At 38.8% G+C, this 19,952-nt stretch carries 15 protein-coding genes; 11 read left to right on the top strand and 4 right to left on the bottom strand.

Features of this window, described 5'->3' with window-relative positions; all coding sequences use genetic code 11:
• The first annotated feature begins 117 nt into the window (after positions 1-117).
• The 7 genes from LVD47_RS01680 (at position 118) to LVD47_RS01650 (ending at position 10,183) form a co-directional block, all read left to right on the top strand.
• Positions 118-1,527: a Gfo/Idh/MocA family protein gene (locus tag LVD47_RS01680; protein WP_236973783.1), complete on the top strand. Its 1,410-nt coding sequence runs from the start codon at positions 118-120 to the stop codon at positions 1,525-1,527.
• Between the two features lie 177 nt (positions 1,528-1,704).
• Positions 1,705-2,475: a 5-oxoprolinase subunit PxpA gene (locus LVD47_RS01675; RefSeq protein WP_236973782.1), complete on the top strand. Its 771-nt coding sequence runs from the start codon at positions 1,705-1,707 to the stop codon at positions 2,473-2,475.
• Positions 2,472-3,197, top strand: coding sequence for a 5-oxoprolinase subunit PxpB (gene pxpB / locus LVD47_RS01670; RefSeq protein WP_236973781.1), 726 nt, complete (start codon positions 2,472-2,474; stop codon positions 3,195-3,197). The genes LVD47_RS01675 and pxpB overlap by 4 nt, the downstream gene beginning before the upstream one ends.
• Entirely contained in the window at positions 3,187-4,131 is a 945-nt protein-coding gene (locus LVD47_RS01665) for a 5-oxoprolinase subunit C family protein (protein WP_236973780.1), read from the top strand. The genes pxpB and LVD47_RS01665 overlap by 11 nt, the downstream gene beginning before the upstream one ends.
• Positions 4,132-4,192: 61 nt before the next feature.
• Positions 4,193-6,526: a PSD1 and planctomycete cytochrome C domain-containing protein gene (locus tag LVD47_RS01660; protein ID WP_236973779.1), complete on the top strand. Its 2,334-nt coding sequence runs from the start codon at positions 4,193-4,195 to the stop codon at positions 6,524-6,526.
• Between the two features lie 9 nt (positions 6,527-6,535).
• Positions 6,536-7,993: a DUF1501 domain-containing protein gene (locus tag LVD47_RS01655; protein WP_236973778.1), complete on the top strand. Its 1,458-nt coding sequence runs from the start codon at positions 6,536-6,538 to the stop codon at positions 7,991-7,993.
• Between the two features lie 243 nt (positions 7,994-8,236).
• The gene (locus LVD47_RS01650) at positions 8,237-10,183 is read left to right on the top strand and encodes a c-type cytochrome domain-containing protein (protein WP_236973777.1); all 1,947 of its coding nucleotides are present in this window, start codon (positions 8,237-8,239) and stop codon (positions 10,181-10,183) included.
• Positions 10,184-10,186: 3 nt separating this feature from the next.
• Here the strand turns inward: LVD47_RS01650 and LVD47_RS01645 are convergent, their stop codons facing one another.
• Positions 10,187-11,689, bottom strand: coding sequence for an SLC13 family permease (locus tag LVD47_RS01645; RefSeq protein ID WP_236973776.1), 1,503 nt, complete (start codon positions 11,687-11,689; stop codon positions 10,187-10,189).
• A gap of 160 nt (positions 11,690-11,849) precedes the next feature.
• On the opposite strand from LVD47_RS01645, the gene LVD47_RS01640 reads away from it, so the two are divergent.
• Entirely contained in the window at positions 11,850-14,273 is a 2,424-nt protein-coding gene (locus LVD47_RS01640) for a zinc-dependent metalloprotease (RefSeq protein WP_236973775.1), read from the top strand.
• Between the two features lie 135 nt (positions 14,274-14,408).
• Here the strand turns inward: LVD47_RS01640 and nadD are convergent, their stop codons facing one another.
• Positions 14,409-14,984, bottom strand: a complete 576-nt coding sequence (gene nadD, locus LVD47_RS01635; RefSeq protein ID WP_236973774.1) for a nicotinate (nicotinamide) nucleotide adenylyltransferase — start codon at positions 14,982-14,984, stop codon at positions 14,409-14,411.
• Between the two features lie 4 nt (positions 14,985-14,988).
• Entirely contained in the window at positions 14,989-16,104 is a 1,116-nt protein-coding gene (dnaN, locus tag LVD47_RS01630; RefSeq protein ID WP_236973773.1) for a DNA polymerase III subunit beta, read from the bottom strand.
• Between the two features lie 217 nt (positions 16,105-16,321).
• On the opposite strand from dnaN, the gene LVD47_RS01625 reads away from it, so the two are divergent.
• The 3 genes from LVD47_RS01625 to mreC all read left to right on the top strand — a co-directional run bounded on the left by LVD47_RS01625 (position 16,322) and on the right by mreC (position 19,607).
• On the top strand, positions 16,322-17,599 hold the full coding sequence (locus LVD47_RS01625) for a M16 family metallopeptidase (RefSeq protein ID WP_236973772.1): 1,278 nt from the start codon (positions 16,322-16,324) through the stop codon (positions 17,597-17,599).
• 88 nt (positions 17,600-17,687) lie between these two features.
• Positions 17,688-18,719, top strand: coding sequence for a rod shape-determining protein (locus LVD47_RS01620; protein ID WP_236973771.1), 1,032 nt, complete (start codon positions 17,688-17,690; stop codon positions 18,717-18,719).
• 15 nt (positions 18,720-18,734) lie between these two features.
• Positions 18,735-19,607: a rod shape-determining protein MreC gene (mreC, locus tag LVD47_RS01615; protein WP_236973770.1), complete on the top strand. Its 873-nt coding sequence runs from the start codon at positions 18,735-18,737 to the stop codon at positions 19,605-19,607.
• 112 nt (positions 19,608-19,719) lie between these two features.
• Here the strand turns inward: mreC and LVD47_RS01610 are convergent, their stop codons facing one another.
• Positions 19,720-19,869 (bottom strand): hypothetical protein, encoded by a 150-nt coding sequence (locus LVD47_RS01610; protein ID WP_236973769.1) that lies wholly within the window; start codon positions 19,867-19,869, stop codon positions 19,720-19,722.
• Positions 19,870-19,952: the final 83 nt, after the last annotated feature.

The following is a 19,952-nucleotide window of genomic DNA, read 5'->3' as shown; positions in this document are numbered from 1 at the left end:
GATTTCTTTTTAGGGGTGGCAGGAGAGACAAATAACTTTATTATAGCGAAATTTAATTTAATCAATATTTTATGTAAATTACGTCAGGAATTTAATTGCTAAAGTAAATATCAGGAAATGGGAAATAATAGACGTGATTTTATAAAAAGATCAGGACTGGCGGGATTAGGCTTGGCAGGCTCTGGATTTTTGTCAGCTAAGAACAACGAAATCTCTTCTCGGCATTATAAGAGTGGGCGCACACAGTTGCAAAACATGTCGGGTTTTGCCGCACCGAAAATGGATAAAGTTCGTGTAGGCATCATAGGATTGGGCCAACGTGGCCCCGGGGCAGTAAATCGATTAAGTAAAATTCAGGGCGTAGAAATTAAAGCACTCTGTGATATTCGGGAGGACAAGGCGTTAAAGGCGAAAGAGCGTTTGAAAGATACAAATCATAATCCCGATTTGTACTTTGGGGGAGCTATGGAGTGGAAGAGGATATGTGATCGAGATGATATAGACCTGGTTTATATTTGTACGCCCTGGGATTGGCATACCCCAATGTGTGTATATGCCATGGAAAATGGGAAACATGCTGCCACAGAAGTTCCAGCTGCTACCACATTAGATGAATGTTGGCAATTGGTGGAGACATCAGAGCGTACGAAAAAGCACTGTATGATGCTTGAAAATTGTTGCTATGACTTTTTCGAGTTATTGACATTAAACATGGTCCGCCAGGGGTACTTTGGCGATTTGATACATGCAGAAGGAGCTTACATACATGATCTGTTAGGACTGAACTTTAACAAAGAGGGGTATTATCAGATGTGGCGTTTGGAAGAAAATGCTACCCGGGATGGGAATTTATATCCCACGCACGGACTTGGGCCGGTTTGTTGGGCCATGGACATTAATAGAGGGGATCAGATGGATTATCTTGTCGCTATGTCTAGTAATGATTTTATGATGGCTCCACATGCGAAAGAACTTTCTGAGGACGATCCTTTTTTCAATATGTGGGCAAGTAAAAAATACCGGGGTAATATGAATACGACTACGGTGAAGACAAAGAAAGGACGTACCATAATGATCCAACACGATGTGACATCTCCGAGACCTTACTCTCGTATTCATTTGATAAGCGGAACTAAAGGTGTGGCCAGAAAATACCCTTCCCCTTCTCGCATAGCAACCGGGCATGAATGGAAAACAGAAGAGGAATTTAAACAGCTGGAGGCGGAATATACACCAGAACTTATACGTAAAGTAGGCGATATGGCCAAAAAAATTGGTGGCCATGGTGGAATGGACTTTATTATGGATTGGAGGTTAATAGATTGCCTGCGAAATGGAATTTCCCTTGATCAGGATGTCTACGATGCCGCACTTTGGAGTGCAATGGCACCTTTAAGTGAAAAATCTGTTGCCAATCGTTCTACTTCCGTTGATGTTCCGGATTTTACTGCAGGAGCTTGGAAAACTAATGAACCAGTAGATATTACCCTGCGTGGCGCAGGAACGACAGAGGTAATTACTCAATAGACATTGTCAAATAGAATATACTAGGGTTAATTGCTAATAATCTTTTCATAGTTTATATATAAGGCTGTAATTTTATAATTACAGCCTTTGTTTTTTCAAAAAATTGTTCTTTAATAATTAGGTCTAAACTCACAATTCCTTATTATCTTGAATTCGCGCAGAATTACAAGTTTTAATATGGAGACAAGTACAATTGATATTAACTGCGATCTCGGCGAAAGCTATGGAAGATTTCAGATTGGCAATGATGAGAGAATGATGGATTATATAAGCAGTTGTAATATTGCCTGCGGATTTCACGGAGGAGATCCACATACCATTCAGGAGTCAATTCGTTGGGCCTTGTCGAAGAATGTTGCAATCGGTGCCCATGTCTCTTATCCCGACCTTATGGGTTTTGGTCGCAGATCAATGAAAATTGTGGCAAAGGAATTGTATTCAATTATATGCTACCAGATATCTGCTTTATCGGGAATGATAACTCTACAATCAGGGAGATTGCACCATCTCAAATTACATGGAGCATTGTACAACGATGCCAATAATTCTGAGGAAATATCAAAAGTAGTTATCGAGGTGCTCAAAAATTGGCCGGAAGAATTGTGGTTATATTGCCCTGATCAATCAGTGCTCGCCAGGACGGCCAGAAAAGAAAATATCAAAATTTGCAGGGAAGTTTTTATTGATAGACGATATGAATATTCAGGGGAATTAACCTCAAGGACAAAAAAGGGTGCCGTTATAAAAAATCAAAGAGATAGTATTGATCAATTAACGACAATAATAGAAGATAATAAGGTAAAGACCTACAATGGTGGTTCCATATCTTTATTCGCTGATACAGTTTGTTTGCACGGTGACCACAATGATTCCGCTGCGCTTGCCAAAAAAGTAAATGAAGTTTTGGAAAGTAAGGGGGTATGGATAAAAAGCACTCCTTACTTATGAATCATAATTTTAATATCGTAGCGTTTGGGGAAAATGTAGCCCTGCTTCAATGCAGGGAAGAGATTTCATTAGAAATGTTGGAATGGCTTTATTCCGTAGATGAACTATTGAATAGCGAACGCAAAAATTATATTCGGGAGACCGTTGTCACTTATAATGAATTGGCGGTTGTATATAATTGTCTCGCTTATTCATTTGAAGAGATTAAAGAGGTGTTGGAAGAAATAGCTACTCGAACAAAAGCATCAAGTCAACAATGGGAATATAGGGAAATTAGGGTTCCAGTATGTTACGATAAAAGGTTTGCCTTGGACAATAAAAAATTAGAAGAGGAAACGGGGTTGGAATTTGAAAGTATAGTAGCCTTACATGCTGGTAAACAATATATTGTTTACATGATGGGGTTTTTGCCAGGATTCCTCTACCTAGGTGAACTTGATGAACACCTTTGGTGCAAGAGGCTGTCTAATCCCAGGAAAAGTGTCCCTAAAGGATCTGTTGGAATAGCAGGCAAGCAAACCGGGATTTATCCTACTGAAAGTCCAGGGGGGTGGAACCTGATTGGCAGGACTCCAATTGATTTGATTAGTATCAAAGGAGACCGGCTGTCTTTTTTCAAGCCCTTGGATAGAATTACTTTTTTTCCGATTAGCAAAAAGCAATTTGATGATTTTGATGCAGCGGAATATTTAAATGGAATTTTCTTGAAATATGGGATTTAAGGTTTTACATGGTGGATTACAATCCTTAATTAAAGATTTGGGAAGGATGGGATTTCGGGGAGCTGGTGTACCCATTTCAGGTGTTTTGGACCCATATAGATATTTCTGGGTTAATGGGATATTGGGCAATTCCAGATATAACCCCATTGTTGAAATGAAGATGATTGGTGTAGAAATTGAATTTGACACGGATCATTTAATTGCACTTACTGGTTTTTCGGCTGAGACATTTTTAGATGATAAAAAATTGCATCTTTTTAGACCATATAAGGTAAAAAAAGGCCAGGTACTGAAAGTTGGTAAAATCAATGAAAACGGAACCATATATCTCGGAATTAGAGGAAATTGGAATCTGGACAAAGCTTTAGGAAGTGTTTCGTCAGATCTCCTGACTCCATTTGCCGGTTTATTGGGGAGGGCGTTAAAGAAAGGTGATAAAGTATCTATTGAAAATGATACTGTACCTATTGATTACAGTGTCTCTATACCAGAGGAAATCTTAGTGAGAAGGACCGGGTTGAAAACAATTAGAATTTTAACAGGACCGGAAAGTAACTTGTTGAAAAACGGTAAAAAAAACCATCTGTCGGACAATATAATTACGATAGACAGAACTAGTAATAGGATGGGCTTGCGACTAGTTTCTGAAATACCTGTTTTGCGAGTAAATAAAAATATGTTGTCTTCGTTCGTACATCCTGGAACGATTCAAGCTTCTTCTGAAAAAAATCTTATTTTACTACTCAACCATAGCCAGACTACGGGAGGATATCCAAGGGTGGCTCAAGTTATTCGGGGAGATATGTATAAATTAGCTTACCTCGGACCTGGCGACCAAATTTTGTTCAAGTGGACTACAATAGAGGAAGCTAAATATATTGAGAGATATCAATGGGGGCAGTTTAATTTGTTGTGGAATTTATATTTTGAATAATTGTATTAATTTTGTAAATTTATAGGGCTTTTGACCTAGGTGTTTTTAATACGAACAATTAATGATCATTATATATAAAAAACAAATAGCAACCCTTTTATCTGTTTCTGTACTGGTCTTATTGTATCAATGCAAAAATAAGGATGCAGAGGATTTAGCGACAAATATACCGGATGAGGTTGATTTTAATTTCCATGTCAAGCCCATTTTATCGGATCGTTGTTATGCTTGTCACGGGCCAGATGAAAATGCCCGCGAAGCGGATTTGCGGCTGGATATTAAAGAATCAGCTTTCAGCGCCTTGAAAGACAATCCGGATGTGTTTGCCATTGTCCCCGGAGATCCCGGTCACAGTGAATTAGTAAGAAGGATATATTCGGAAGATGAGGCTATTATGATGCCGCCAGCAGAATCAGGGCTCAAATTAAAGGATTATGAAAAGGAGATTTTGAGAAAGTGGGTGGAACAAGGAGCTGAGTATGAAGATCACTGGGCATTTATACCTCCACAAAAGCCAGAAATTCCAGAAGTTTCTAGCGATTGGGCAAAAAATGAAATAGACCATTTTACCTTGGTTAAAATGAATGAAATTGGCCTTGCACCCAATAAGGAGGCTGAAAAAATGCGTTTAATTAGAAGGCTGTTTGTAGATATTACAGGATTACCTCCTTCCGTTGAGGATTTGGAAGAATATGGTCAAAATTGGTCTGAAGAAACCTATAGCACCTTGGTTGATGACTTGTTGAGTAGGTCTGCCTACGGAGAAAAAATGGCTCTGCATTGGATGGATGCAGCAAGATATGCTGATTCATATGGGTATCAGGATGATGAAGTTCGTTCCCAATGGCCGTGGAGAGATTGGGTAATCCATGCTTTTAACGAAAATATGCCATATGACCAGTTTATAACATGGCAATTGGCAGGAGACCTGCTTCCGGATGCAAGCCTGGAACAAAAGCTTGCGACGGGGTTTAATCGAAACCATAAAATTACAGAAGAGGGAGGAGTAATACAGGAAGAATATCGCGTAACCTATGTAATTGATAAAACCAATACTTACAGTACAAGCATATTGGGTATTACAATGGAATGTGCCCAATGTCATGATCATAAATACGATCCTTTTTCTCAAGAGGAATACTTTCAATTGTATTCATTTTTCAACAATACCCCAGAGGTAGGGATAGAGGCTACGGTTGGAGAATCTTATCCTGCCAAAATACCTTATATGGAGTTTGATCAGCATCAAATCGATAGTGTTCTTAATTTTATTAATGCACCGGATACCAATAAAGTTTTGGTCTCAGTGATGGAAGATCTCAAAGATTCCGTCCGACAAAGTTATGTGTTGGAGCGTGGAGGATATGACCAACATGGTAAGAAAGTGAGTCCAGGGACACCAAAATCTATTCATGCATTTGATTTTGGAAAATATCCCCAGAATCGCCTGGGATTGGCAGAGTGGACCATTGATCGTGAGAATCCGCTAACTGCAAGGGTATTCGTAAATCATATATGGGGTAAAATCTTTGGCCGGGGTATAGTGGCTACTGAGGAAGATTTTGGAAATCAAGGGGATTTGCCAAGTCATCCCGAATTATTGGACTGGCTTGCTGTCGATTTTATGGAAAATGGTTGGGATATTAAACGCTTAATAAGACAGATCGTTACATCTTCGACATACCGACAATCATCCAAGATGTCACAAAAAAAGAATAGGCTTGATCCCGAGAATATATATTTAGCAAGGTCTACCAGAATACGGTTAAGTGCAGAGTTAATCAGAGATCATCTATTGGCATCCAGTGGTCTTTTGAATCGGGAAATAGGAGGACCCAGTTACAAACCCTATCAACCTGATGGAATTTGGGAAGTGACCAGTTCGGGAAGAGGGTCACTTAAAACTTATGTACAAGACCACGGATCGGAAATCTATCGCCGGGGAATGTATGTGTTTATTAAATTAACAGTACCCCCTCCTAATATGTTGATATTTGATGCTAGTAATAGAGATTTATGTGAGTTGGACAGGGCAGAAACGAATACCCCACTTCAGGCGTTGGTTATGATGAATGATCCTATCGTTTTGGAGTGTTCGAGAGTTTTGGCACAAGAGTTGATCTCTAAATATAAAGAAAATGAAACAAATGGAGCGTTGGAAGAGTCCTTTATGAGAATTCTTTGCAGATATCCCGATGACGAGGAGATTTCTATGTTGGAGGAATATTACCGGGAAGAATTAAAAAGATATGAGTCCGATCCGACCTCTGCAGCTTCATTTATAAATGTAGGAGAATACCCTTTTAACGATAAAGTAGACCCTGTCAAACACGCTACACTGATGTCTGTTATACACCTGCTGTATAATCTGGAAGAGACTATTAATAAAACATAGAATTCAGTTATGAATGATAAAGAAATAAATGACGCAAAATTACAGGTGAGTCGAAGGTTATTCCTTTCAAAGCTGAGTATTGGGATCGGAAGTGCTGCACTTGGCTCTCTTCTTATTCCCGATTTGTTAAACGGTGGAAAAGGGGATATGAGTGGACTGGAAAAAGCTATTCCTCATTTTGCCCCGAAAGCTAAAAGGGTGATTTATTTATTTCAGAGTGGTGCCCCTTCTCAATTCGAATCTTTTGATTACAAGCCTTTGTTAAATAAAAGAATGGGCGAAGATTTACCCGCCTCTGTAAGAGATGGTCAGAGACTTACGGGTATGACTGCGAACCAGGAAAAATTCCCACTAGTAGGATCCTATTATGGCTTCAAACAATATGGTGAATCCGGTGCTTGGGTGAGTGATTTATTCCCATATACAGCCAAGATCGTTGATGAGCTATGTATTATCAAGAGTCTCCATACCGACGCTATTAATCACGACCCGGCCATTACCTTTTTTCAGACTGGGGCACAACAGGGTAACAGGCCCAGTATGGGGGCCTGGTTGAGTTATGGGTTGGGCAGTGAAAACGAAAATTTACCGGGTTTTTGTGTGCTTGTATCTAAAGGTGATGGGAATGGTCAAGGTGTATATTCTAAGTTATGGACAAATGGATTTTTAGATTCTGTCCATCAGGGTGTACAACTAATGGGGGGTGAAAATCCCGTCTTATATCTGAGCAATCCCCATGGTACAAATATGGATTCCAGAAGGAATATGCTTGATAAATTGTCTGCCTTCAATCAACATCAGTACGATGCTTTTGGTGATCCGGAAATTACCGCCAAGATTCGCCAGTATGAAATGGCATATCGAATGCAGACATCTGTTCCGGAAGTAACCGATTTGTCCAAAGAACCAGATCATATAATAAAATTATACGGTGCAGATTGTTTGGTGCCCGGAACATATGCTGCCAATTGTCTTTTGGCACGAAAATTAGCTGAAAATGGTGTTCGGTTCATTCAACTGTATCATCAGGGGTGGGACCAACACGGCAACCTACCCAATGAAATGGCGGGGCAGGCAAAAGATGTGGACCAGGCATCTGCAGCATTGGTCATGGACCTTAAACAGAGAGGGATGTTGGAAGATACCCTGGTTATCTGGGGGGGGGAATTCGGCCGGACAAATTATTGCCAGGGCAAATTGACCGCAGAAAAATATGGCCGGGACCATCATCCCCGCAGTTTTTCTGTCTGGATGGCTGGTGGAGGTGTCAAACCTGGAATAGTGTATGGGGAAACGGATGAGTTTGGATACAATATTGTTAAAGATCCCGTGCATATTCACGATTTTCACGCTACAATATTAAATATGTTGGGACTTGATCATGAAAAACTTACCTACAAACACCAGGGAAGAAGATATAGATTAACTGATGTTGCAGGCAAAGTGGTAAATGATATAATGGTATAAAAACTCCTGAAACAAGATCTTGAGGACCGATAATAGAATGTATTCATAATGGGAAAACTATGGACTCTCTTACGCCAAATTAATTTTGGCCTAGATATTTTTATTATATTTTTTTTATTATTTGAGCACCGTATTGTCATACCGGAAATTGTACAAGTTCCGGGGAGAGCTCATCCTTTGATTCTTCATTTTCCCATAGTTTTGCTGGTTATTTTGCCCTTCTTATCTGTACTGTTCAATTTTTTGAAAAGTACTAAAGAACTACAAAATCAGTTTTTAAAAAACTATGTATCCCTTACGCACGTATTTTGTGCATTAACCGTACTTTTTGGTTTAATCTTGTCACAGGAAGAGGGCTACGGCGGTTCTACAGTTTTTTGGCATAAATGGACGGGTGTAGCTGTGTGGGTTGGTATCTTATTTATTGAATATGCATTATTAAGAACCAATAATAATATCAAGTTTTTAAATTATGGCTCTATAGTTACTCTGGCAATTTTAGTATTTGCTGGTCATTTTGGAGCTACGCTTACCCACGGAGAAGGATTTTTGACTGAACCTATCCAACAAAAAGTTGAAAAAACTCCTCTGGTAGAAGCTGAGTTATTTGCTCATATTATTTTTCCTGTTCTGGAGGATAAATGCATTAGCTGCCACAACCCAAATAAGTCCAAAGGTGATTTGATCCTTTCTGATAGCAGCAATATATTGGCTGGTGGAGAAAATGGTGCTATTATCAACCGCGATGATCCAATACAAAGTTTACTGTTGGAAAACATTCTATTGGATATAAATCACGATGATCATATGCCACCTAAGGGCAAACCTCAATTAACCCCAATAGAAATCGAATTAATTAAGTCCTGGGTCGGATATGGGGCACCCTTTAATTTACAGGTATCAGAACTGGAGGAGAATGACTCCCTTTTTCTGTTGTCAAAAGCTGTTTATTCTGAGGAGAAAGAACCAACATATCAGTTTAAGCCGGCAAGTGATCGAACTATTCAAAAACTCAATGATAATTATCGCTTGCTCGAACCTCTGGCGTCCAAATCCCCGGCATTGTACGGTAGGTTTTTAAGTAGGAATCAATTTGAAGAAAGTCAATTGGCGGAATTGCAGGCTGTTTCTGATCAACTAGTAGATTTAAATCTTCATAACCTGGAATTAACAGCTTCAGGTATGGAGTATCTTAAGGCGTTTAAAAATTTGCAGGTCCTCAATTTAAATAATACAGGAATTACAGATGAGTCATTGGCTCCCCTCTATGAATTGAATGAATTATTTGTATTATCTCTCATAGGTACAAAAGTTTCATATGAAGGGGTTTCTGAATTGCTTGAGAAAAATCCCATTCGCAAAATTTATGTGTGGAATACCAATATTTCTGATATTGAGCATAATGATTTGCAGGAAAAGTTTCCAGCACTCCAAATAATAGGAAAATCCGATGAATTCGGAATAGAACCGATAGCATTAAATGCACCTTCTCTAGAACCAGAAGAGGGATTTTTTAAGGATTCTATCCGACTGACTGCCAGTCATGTAATTAACGGAGTACAAATACGGTATACGGAAGATGAATCTTTGCCCGATAGTTTGTCTTCATACCTGTATGAAAGACCAATACTTTTTTCTGATGATAAGCAATTTACTTTCAAAGCTTATAAGGAAGGGTGGCTTGGTAGTGGTCCTGTCAAAGCTTCTTATTATAAATCGAAGTATACTCCTGATTCAGTAAAATTAGTAACCAAACCTAATGAAAAATATACGGGTACAGGAGGAGATGGCCTCGTTGATTTGAAAAAAGGACCGGATGATTTCCAGGACCGGGCATATCTAGGATATAGGAAAAATGAAATGGAAGTTGATTTTTACTTTGGCAGTACGATTAAATTATCAGAAATTTTAGTAAGTGGAATTATTAGAACAGATAGTTATATTTTTCCAGCAAAAGAAATCCAGGTGTTTGTTACGCAAAATGGCAAAGATTTTAGCCAACTTTTGACACATACACCAGAACAGCCCGAAAAACGTAAATTTCAAAAATCTATAGAGGCGATTGAAATTCCGGGGCAGGATTTAAAAGGTGTTAAATTAAAGTTTAAATCTGTAAACCCAATTCCTGCCTGGCATCGGGGAAAAGGAGACAAAGCCTGGATCTTTGTAGATGAAGTTTTATTTCGTTAAAGGCTATTTTTTGGCCCACTCCGGGAATACGGATAGATCAAAATCAAATATACTCTGTCCCCAAAAATAGAGCGAAAGAATGATAAGTATAACTGCAATTATGTCCAGAAAGATTCCCGCCTTGAGCATATCGACCATTTTTAATGGGCTGCTTCCAAACACAATGGCATTGGGAGGTGTAGCTATGGGAAACATAAAAGCCATTGAAGCTGCCAGGGTAACAGGGATCATTAACCAAAGGGGGTGAATTTCTGCTGAGGATGCAATTCCGGCAACAATAGGAAGCACCATTTCAGTGGTAGCCGTATTGGAAGTGAATTCAGTTATTAGTGACATACCAGCAGTGAGGATAGAAACCATTTCAAGTGCCGTGGTGTCGGAGTTCTCAGTAACTGCTTGACCCAGCCACAGACCCAACCCGGTATCTTTTACTGCCTGGGCCAGAGCAAAACCTCCACCGAACAATAATACAATATCCCAGGGTAGTTTGACGGCAGTTTTCCAATCCATAAGAGATTGACCGGACCTGGAAGGAATGAGGAATAACACTATGGCAATCCCTATTGCCACCGTCCCATCGTTTAAGAATGAAGGCTCTCTGAAAAGTAATGACCATCCGGGAATATAAAAATTACCAATACTGATTGGAGAACGGAACACCCATAATAAGGCCATTAGTATAAATAACGTTAATACTTTTTTTTCTTCATTGCTAATTTTTCCCAATTTTTTATAACTGTCCATTATTACGGTATTGGGAACAGCTCCCATCCCCTTTTTGGGTACATATATGAGATACAGGATTAATAGAGCAAAACCAAGAACAACAATACTAAGTGGAAGGGAAAAAATAAACCATTGGGAGAATGTAATCTCCGGAGCCTCAGGGTATGTAAGTTTAAAAATTCGAGCAAAAGACAAGTTGGGAGGTGTACCAATAAGGGTGGCTATGCCCCCAATCGAACAAGCATAAGCCAGGCCTATAAATAGGGATTTACCAAAATTTTTAATATCGGCTGCATCATAATAGGATTTCAGGCTTGCCAGAACAGAAAGACAGATAGGCACCATCATCATAGCGGTCGCGGTATTACTCATCCACATGGACAAAAAGTATCCGGCCAGCATAAATCCTAACAAAAGTGTGACGGGCTTCCTACCGATTTTTAACATGATAAAAAGAGCTATCCTTCTATGAAGGTTCCACTTTTCCATAGCCAATGCCATGATAAACCCCCCGATATAGAGAAAGATAATATTGTTTATATAAGCGGCAGCTGTATCGCTACTACTCAGGACGCCAAAAGCAGGGAATAAAAGTACCGGAAGAAGTGATGTTATTCCAATAGGTAGTGCCTCCGTAACCCACCAGAAAGCCATAAGTATGGCAATTCCGGCGGTATACACAAGTTCCGGTCGATCCGGGTCGATTCGGACAAAACTTATAAATAGAATAAATAGAATTAATCCGGAAATGATAAGTAGGCTCTTTTTATTAAACTTCATGTTGGTTTTTGGCGCTATTTTTGGTATTACTTCAACTCTAATATGGGATATTATTTTAAATTATTTTATGTTTTCAAAAGATGACTGTATTTGCAGCGCAACAGCAGTTAGAAAATTGGCTTTGTAAAGACACTTTCTTAATTTTAGAAAAAACATAATAATGAAAAGTTGTAGTTTGATCCTTTTATTCCTGATACCTATTAATATATATTCACAGGAGTTCTCTTCTGAAGGGAAAAAAGCATTCCCAGGATTATTCAACTTTTATTATGATGAACATGAAGACAAAATATATTTGGAAGTTGATAAATTGAATGAGGATTTTCTTTATATACATTCCCTGAGCAGTGGTATCGGCAGCAATGATATCGGTCTTGATCGGGGACAATTGGGAGGAGAAAAAGTGGTTTATTTTAAGAAGGCAGGTCACAAATTATTATTGGTACAACCTAATTTAAAATATAGGGTAAGTTCACAAAATGAATTAGAGAGAAAATCAGTGGAACAGGCCTTTGCCAAGTCGATTCTATATGGGTTTCCTATTGTAGATGAAATCAAAAATGGACACTATATAATTGATATTACGGGTTTTTTGTTACAGGATACACATGGAGTTGTTGAAAAACTACAGGAAACGGGACAGGGAGACTATAGATTGGACTTGAGTAAAAGTGCGCTTTCACTGACGCGTACGCGGGCTTTCCCAAAGAACGTAGAATTTGAAGCGGAGCTTACTTTTGCTGGAAAACCGGAAAGTTGGGAGATACGGTCGGTGGTTCCACATTCTTCTCTGGTAACAGTTGTTCAACACCATTCTTTTGTACAGTTGCCTGAGAAAAGTTTTGATATGAGGAGATTCGACCCACGGTCGGGATCTTTTCCATTTGTATTTTACGATTATTCCACTCCGGTTAATGAGCCTACAGAACAGCGGTTTATTTATAGGCATCGACTTGAGAAAAAGGATCCTACAGCTGAAGTCAGTGAACCGGTGGAACCCATTATTTATTATCTGGACAATGGAACACCTGAACCCATGCGATCTGCATTACTGGAAGGAGGCCGATGGTGGAATGATGCTTTCGAAGCCATCGGATATCGAAATGCTTTTCAGGTTAAATTACTTCCCGAAGAGGCTGATCCTATGGATATCAGATATAATGTAATCCAGTGGGTGCACCGTTCTTCCAGGGGCTGGAGTTATGGAAGCAGTGTGAGTGACCCCCGGACCGGAGAAATTTTAAAAGGACATGTGAGTCTCGGAAGTCTGAGAATCCGGCAAGATTTTTTGATTGCCCAGGCCTTGATGAATAAGCCATATAAAGAGAAGGATGATAATGATGACAAAATGCTCCAACTGGCTTTGGCACGTATCCGCCAACTCTCGGCCCATGAGATAGGACATACATTGGGTTTTGCCCATAATTTTTCAGCAAGTACTCAAAATAGGGCTTCGGTTATGGACTATCCGCATCCTTATATAGATTTGGATGATCAAACCGGAAAACTGGATTTTTCTGATGCCTATGATAAAGGTATCGGTGAATGGGATAAAGTTTCAGTGGCTTATGCATACCAGGATTTTCCGGAAGGAACTAAAGAAAGTGATTTGTTGGATCAGATCTTACTGGAGGCGTACCGGGGTGGGTTGCAATTTATTACGGATCAGGATGCACGTCCCGCAGGGGGCGCACATGTCTCGGCTCATCTGTGGGATAACGGAGGAGATGCAGTTTCGGAATTGGAGCGAGTTTTGAAAATAAGGGATGTTGCTATTCGCCAATTTTCCATTTATAATATCAAGAATGGGAGAAGTTACTCTGAGTTGGAAGATGTGTTTGTCCCTCTTTATTTCTTCCATCGCTATCAGACGGAAGCAACAACTAAATTAATCGGAGGGCTGGAATATAATTACGCAATTAGGGGAGATGGACAATCCGTAGTTAAGGCATTGCCGCGTGACCAACAAATTGCAGCCCTGAAGGCAGTGCTTAAGACCGTTAATGCTTCCCGAATTGTAGTGCCGGAAAAATTGCTGGATTTGTTTCCTCCCAGGATATATGGGAACCCGAGAACCCGGGAATCATTCCAGGGCAAAACAGGTGTTGCATTTGATGCTATTTCGGCTGCGGGGACTGCTGCAGATTATACACTACAATTTTTATTCCACCCTGCAAGGGCGTCCCGGCTGGTGCAGCAAAAGGCCCTCGATAATGGGCAACTCAGTCTCGATGAAGTCATTGACTTCACATTTCAAAGTACGATGTCAAACGGTTCGCAGGAGGGATACATTGACGAGGTGCAAAATATGATAGCCTTTCGTTTTCTCGATCATTTGATGAATCTTGCACAAACACAGGAAGCATATCCACAGGTTCATTCGATAACTATGGCCAACCTGGTTGAAATTCGAGCTGTATTATCAGGTCGAAAAGATAAAACTGCCAAAGAGATGGTTCGAAGAATCAGTCAATTCCTGGAAAATCCAGTGGAGTACCGATCACAGTATTCACTAAAAATCCCCGACGGTTCTCCAATTGGTATGGGGGGCTATGATGGAAATACTTGTGTTGTTGGGTTTTGATCAATCCTATATTTACATTCCGGAAGGTATTACGAGTTTGGTTATAGAATAATAGCCTTATTATCTCAGCTTGAAGGGTGTCAAATACGAAAAAAAGCAGGTAGTTCCAACACTATAGAACCGACAGATTTTTTTTCAGGACCTGTACAATGTGCTGTTTTCAAGGAATGCCCAGACAGGGTCAGGAACCAGGTATCTGACCGATTTACCTTTTTTCAGAGATTTACGAATAAATGTAGAGGATATCTCCATTAAGGGAGCTTCAACTAAAGAAATATTTTTTCGATCCTGATACTGATTTTCCAAATATTCCGGACGTTTGTACACGAGTATTTTGTAATTCTCCAAAAGAACGTTATAGTTTTTCCATTTGTGGAGATTCTGTAGGTTGTCACCTCCCATTATGAGGGTGAATTCGTGAACGGGATATTTTTCTTTGAGATAAATCAGAGTATCTACAGTATAAGAAGGCTTGGGAAGGGAAAATTCTATATTTGAAGCACGTAATTTGGGATTGTCGCCGATCGCCAGTTGAACCATATGCAACCGATCATAATCCTTGGCTAAATTGGATCGTTCCTTGAGGGGGTTTTGAGGAGTTACGATCATCCACACTTCGTCGAGGCCGGACCAATTCGCTACATGGTTGGCTATAATCATGTGCCCGGTGTGAACAGGGTTAAACGAACCGAAAAACAATCCTATCTCCATCACATTACCGGTTCACCATTACAGGCATTACCAGCATCAACATATCTTCGTCATCAGCAGAGGAAGACGGAAGAATCAACGAAGCCCGGTTGGGAGTGGATAATTCCATCATGACTTCTTCGCTGTCCAGGACATTGAGCATTTCTATTAGAAATCTTGAATTGAAAGCTATTTCCATTGGGTCTCCAGAATATTGGCATTCCAGTTTTTCTTCTGCTTCATTTGAATAGTCCAAGTCCTGGGCTTTAATTAGTAAACGTTCTGAATTAAGATCGAGTACGAGCTGATTAGTAGTTTTATTTGCGTAAATAGAAATCCTTTTAATAGAATTCAAAAATGAAACACGGTCGATAGTAAGAAGGTTGGGATTGTCAGTAGGTATTACGGCATTGTAGTTTGGAAACTGCGCATCAATCAACCTACAGGCTATTTCCGTATCTTCTAATTCAAAAAATACATGGGAGTTGCTATAATCAATTTTAAGGTTTCCACTTCCTTTTAAAGCGTTCTTGACCAGGACCAATGATTTTTTAGGAATAATCATAGTACCTTCTTCAGGTGCCTGGAAATCAAGGTATGTATATTTGACCAATTTGTGGGCATCCGTAGCTACAAAGATCACTTTGTCTTTTTGAATATTTATATAGACTCCCATCATAGCCTGTCTCATTTCGTCATTGCTGGTAGCGAAGATGGTTTGAGTGATAGCTCCCTCGATCACAGCTATGGGAATTTCCACTGGTTCGGAAGTAACGGTTTCAGGTATTTGTGGAAATTCTTCAAAATCGTCACAGGCGAGTCGATATTCGCCATTATTGGTTTTAAGCAGTAAAGTGTTGGATCCTTCCTCTTTGACGAATTGAATGGGTTGCTCGGGAAGTGCTTTAATGGTATCACTTAGGATTTTTCCACGAACTGCAATGGTTCCGTCTTCTTCTCCATTAACGGGAATTCTGGTCCGGATTGTGGTTTCTAAATCTGAAACTACCATTGTAAGCTCATTACCTGATAATTCAAGCAAGAAATCATCCAATATGGGCATAATAGCATTAGTTGGTAATACGCCACTGGCTATTTGAATTTTTTTTAGGATGTCTGAAGAAGAAACTGAAAACTTCATAAATTATATTTATTTGCTATTACTTTCCGTTTTGAAAAATTAAAAACCGTATTTGAAGCAAAAATAATCAAATCGATAAACTTAAGGAAAATAATAATACCTTGGTATCTGTATCTGTGAAAACCTCAAGGTTAAAAACATTGCATACATTTTTTATGACATTCGTTTATTTTTGCACCTTCGCATTAATATTGCAATCCACTAATTCAAATCTGACGTGAACTTAATCCAAATACCACCAATCAATAAAATAGAGACACCCACTCCTTTTGAATATGATTATTATTCTACGGGAAATGGGATAGAATTATATTCAATCCCGTCCTCGCACTCACTGGAACTGGTTAAAATAGAGGTAGTCCTTAACAAGGGCCGATACGACGAGGAGAAGCGATTGAGTTCGCGTTTCTGTGCCCGAATGCTCAAGGAAGGGAGTGAAAATCACTCAAGTGATGCTATAAACGATTTTTTTGATTATTACGGTGCGGATTTTCAAGTTCGCTATCATCTTGATTATGCTTCTTTTAGTTTGATGTGTATCAAAAAATATATGAGGAAATTAATTCCATTGTTTTTTGAAATAATTGGAGCTCCTTCTTTTAATGCGGAAGAATTGGAATTGCTTAAGAAAAGGGCAAAGTCAAAGCTCAAGTTAGCAACGGCAGACAATGATGCTTTATCATTTCGTATCATTACAGAGAAAATATTTGGGAATGATCATCCTTATGGGTATAATTCTACAGAAGATGATATAACAGCTATCACTATTGATGACTTATATCAGTTTCATAAAAGGAATTATAGAAGTTCATTTTTTAAAGCATATATATCAGGAAGCATTGATGGGGATATTATCAGTATGGTGGAGGAATATTTATATAAAATACCCAACCCTGTGAATGCAAATGAACAATCAATACCGGAGGTGAGTGCAGAACCCCCCAATGAATTTTATATGAAGAACAATTATGCTTTTAATGCACAAAGTTCAATAAAGATTGGGAAGCGAATTATCAAGAGAGATCACGATGAATATTTGGGGGTTCATTTTTTAAATACTCTTTTAGGAGGGTTTTTTGGATCACGACTTATGCAAAACATAAGAGAAAAGGAAGGTTTGACATATAATATTTATTCGGATCTAGAGCCGATGAAATATGATGCTTATTTTATTATTGGTACGGATATTAAAACTGAAAATATCAAAAAAGTTCTCGAATTGATATATGGTGAAATATACAAACTACAAAGTACGTTGGTAGGAAGGGAAGAGATACGGATGGTAAGAAATTATATCAAAGGGTATTTGTTAAGCTCTCTGGATGGCGTTTTTTCCAAAGCTGAAATTGTGAAAATATTGACAATTGAGGGTATGGATGTAAAATGGGTATTTGATTTTTTTGAAAAGATTGACCAGGTGAAATCTGAAGATATAATGGAACTTGCAAAAAAATATTTGAAAAAAGAACAATTATTCACTGTAGTAGTAAATTGATGTTAAATTTGATTCACAAATACTTAACAAATAAATTTAGTGGTTAGATTTTAATTTAACTTAGTGCAATTATTCATGTATAGAAAATATGAAATTATTTAGCTTCTTTACACAAGAACTTGCTATAGACCTGGGTACGGCCAATACCCTTATCATACAAAATGGGGAGATTGTAGTTGATGAACCATCCATAGTGGCAATGGATCGACGGACTGGAGAAACCATAGCAGTGGGGACTAAAGCCATGCAAATGCATGAAAAAACTCACGAAAATATAAAAACTATTCGTCCACTTAAGGATGGAGTAATTGCTGATTTTCAAGCCGCAGAGAGTTTAATTGAGGGGTTGATTAATATGATTGACAGCCGAAAAAGCTTTTTTACACATCTCAGAATGGTAATATGTATTCCTTCGGGAATAACTGAAGTAGAAAAACGTGCTGTATTTGATAGCGCAGACCATGTTGACTCAAAAGAAACATATTTGATCCACGAACCATTGGCAGCAGCTTTGGGTATAGGGTTGAATGTAGAAGAACCTGAAGGAAATATGATCATAGATATTGGAGGTGGAACAACTGAGATAGCAGTTATTGCACTTTCTGGTATTGTGGCGGATCAATCAATACGTACGGCCGGAGATGAGTTTACTTCTGACATTGTAAATTACATGAGGAGAGAACATAATTTATTGATAGGAGAGCGTACAGCGGAAATTATCAAATTGAAGGTGGGGTCTGCTATGGAAGAACTCGATGAACCTCCTGAAGATATTCCGGTAAATGGAAGGGATTTGATGACAGGTATCCCCAAGCAGAAAATTATATCTTATCAGGAAATTGCAAGATCAATAGATAAATCCATTGCAAAAATAGAAGAAGCTATTCTGAAAGCCCTGGAGGCTACACCTCCTGAATTAGCCGCGGATATATATAGAAAGGGGTTGTATCTTACAGGTGGTGGAGCAGCGTTGAGGGGGTTGGACAAGAGAATAGCAGCCAAGACCAAACTTGATGTGCATGTCCCGGAAGACCCTTTAAGAGCCGTTGTTATTGGTACCGGTATTGCGTTGGATAATATTGGCAAATTTTCTTTCCTTATCGACCGCAAGAATGTGTGAGAATTTTAAGAAAATATGGGAAACTATATTCGATTTATTTTACAGAATTTACCTATCATTCTATTTTTAATATTAGAGTTGATAAGTATTAATCTGGCTATAAACTATGACAATCGAAGAAAAAATCTGTTTCTAAGCACATCTAATACTGTTTCGGGATATATTCAGTCTCAACTGGGTACGGCAAATGCTTATTTTGACCTCAAAGAAGAGAATGTCACCCTTTCCAGAGAAAATGCTGCATTGAAAAAGGCCATTCTAAATTATCAAAAAAGAGTAGATACCGTAGTTCAGGACACTGGTTTTATTGGCAAGGAGTATCAGGAGTTAGACCGATATAAGATTATCAATGCGGAGATTATATCCAATTCATTTAGCTCTCTGCATAATTATCTTACAATCAATGTTGGCAAGAACCAGAATATTAGGCCAGGAATGGGAGTAATGTCATCCCAGGGCCCAGTAGGATTGGTCGTAAGTGCTTCAAATAATTATTCTAAGGTTATCTCACTGTACAATATTGAAACTGTAATAAGTGCGAAGATCAAACGGAACAATGCCCTTGGAATAGTACGATGGGAACCCTATGACCTCCGGTATATGGTGATGAGAGAAATTCCCCGACATGTTGATATTGAAATGGGTGATACAGTGGTTACAAGCGGTTACTCATTTTCTTTCCCAGAGGGTGTACCAATTGGAGTGGTGGAAAAATATAATGTAGAAAGCGGAGAAAATGATTATACGGTTTCGGTTCGTCTGATCGGAAACCTCTACCAATTGCAAAATTGCCTCGTAGTTAATGACCAATGGGGAGTGGGAAATGAAATTTCTAATAACAATGGGGAGAACGTTGATCGTTTATCTGAAAAGCAAGAGGAGGAATAGGAATGTCCATATACAGAGTGAATATTATCAGGTTTATCTTATTAATTTTTGCGCAAGTATTTATTTTCAATTTTTTTGGAATCAAATGGAATGCCGTACCGTTTATAGAAATTTATATTTTTCCATTATTCATTTTGTTGCTTCCTCTTCGTACACCCAAAAATGCACTGATATTAATATCATTTTTGATGGGGTTGGTAATAGATATTTTTAATAATTCTCCTGGGGTTAATGCAGGTGCGGCAACCCTCATTGGTTTCATAAGGCCATATGTAATTTATTATTTACAACCCCGGGGAGGATACAAAGTGAATATATCTCCTACTATTTCAAGTATTACCTTTA

This window comes from Membranihabitans maritimus (genome assembly GCF_021729145.1).
Taxonomy (GTDB): Bacteria; Bacteroidota; Bacteroidia; order Chitinophagales; family Saprospiraceae; genus Membranihabitans; species Membranihabitans maritimus.
The sequence above is the reverse complement of the archived record's forward strand: the minus strand, read 5'-3'. Positions and strand labels throughout refer to the sequence as shown.

Coding starts and splice junctions, on each gene's coding strand:
- nadD (WP_236973774.1), bottom strand. CDS start 14,984: ATGGAGATAGGATTGTTTTTCGGTTCGTTTAACCCTGTTCACACCGGG.
- mreC (WP_236973770.1), top strand. CDS start 18,735: ATGGGAAACTATATTCGATTTATTTTACAGAATTTACCTATCATTCTA.
- LVD47_RS01665 (WP_236973780.1), top strand. CDS start 3,187: ATGGGATTTAAGGTTTTACATGGTGGATTACAATCCTTAATTAAAGAT.
- LVD47_RS01660 (WP_236973779.1), top strand. CDS start 4,193: ATGATCATTATATATAAAAAACAAATAGCAACCCTTTTATCTGTTTCT.
- dnaN (WP_236973773.1), bottom strand. CDS start 16,104: ATGAAGTTTTCAGTTTCTTCTTCAGACATCCTAAAAAAAATTCAAATA.
- LVD47_RS01645 (WP_236973776.1), bottom strand. CDS start 11,689: ATGAAGTTTAATAAAAAGAGCCTACTTATCATTTCCGGATTAATTCTA.
- LVD47_RS01655 (WP_236973778.1), top strand. CDS start 6,536: ATGAATGATAAAGAAATAAATGACGCAAAATTACAGGTGAGTCGAAGG.
- LVD47_RS01680 (WP_236973783.1), top strand. CDS start 118: ATGGGAAATAATAGACGTGATTTTATAAAAAGATCAGGACTGGCGGGA.
- pxpB (WP_236973781.1), top strand. CDS start 2,472: ATGAATCATAATTTTAATATCGTAGCGTTTGGGGAAAATGTAGCCCTG.
- LVD47_RS01640 (WP_236973775.1), top strand. CDS start 11,850: ATGAAAAGTTGTAGTTTGATCCTTTTATTCCTGATACCTATTAATATA.
- LVD47_RS01620 (WP_236973771.1), top strand. CDS start 17,688: ATGAAATTATTTAGCTTCTTTACACAAGAACTTGCTATAGACCTGGGT.
- LVD47_RS01675 (WP_236973782.1), top strand. CDS start 1,705: ATGGAGACAAGTACAATTGATATTAACTGCGATCTCGGCGAAAGCTAT.
- LVD47_RS01610 (WP_236973769.1), bottom strand. CDS start 19,869: ATGAAACCAATGAGGGTTGCCGCACCTGCATTAACCCCAGGAGAATTA.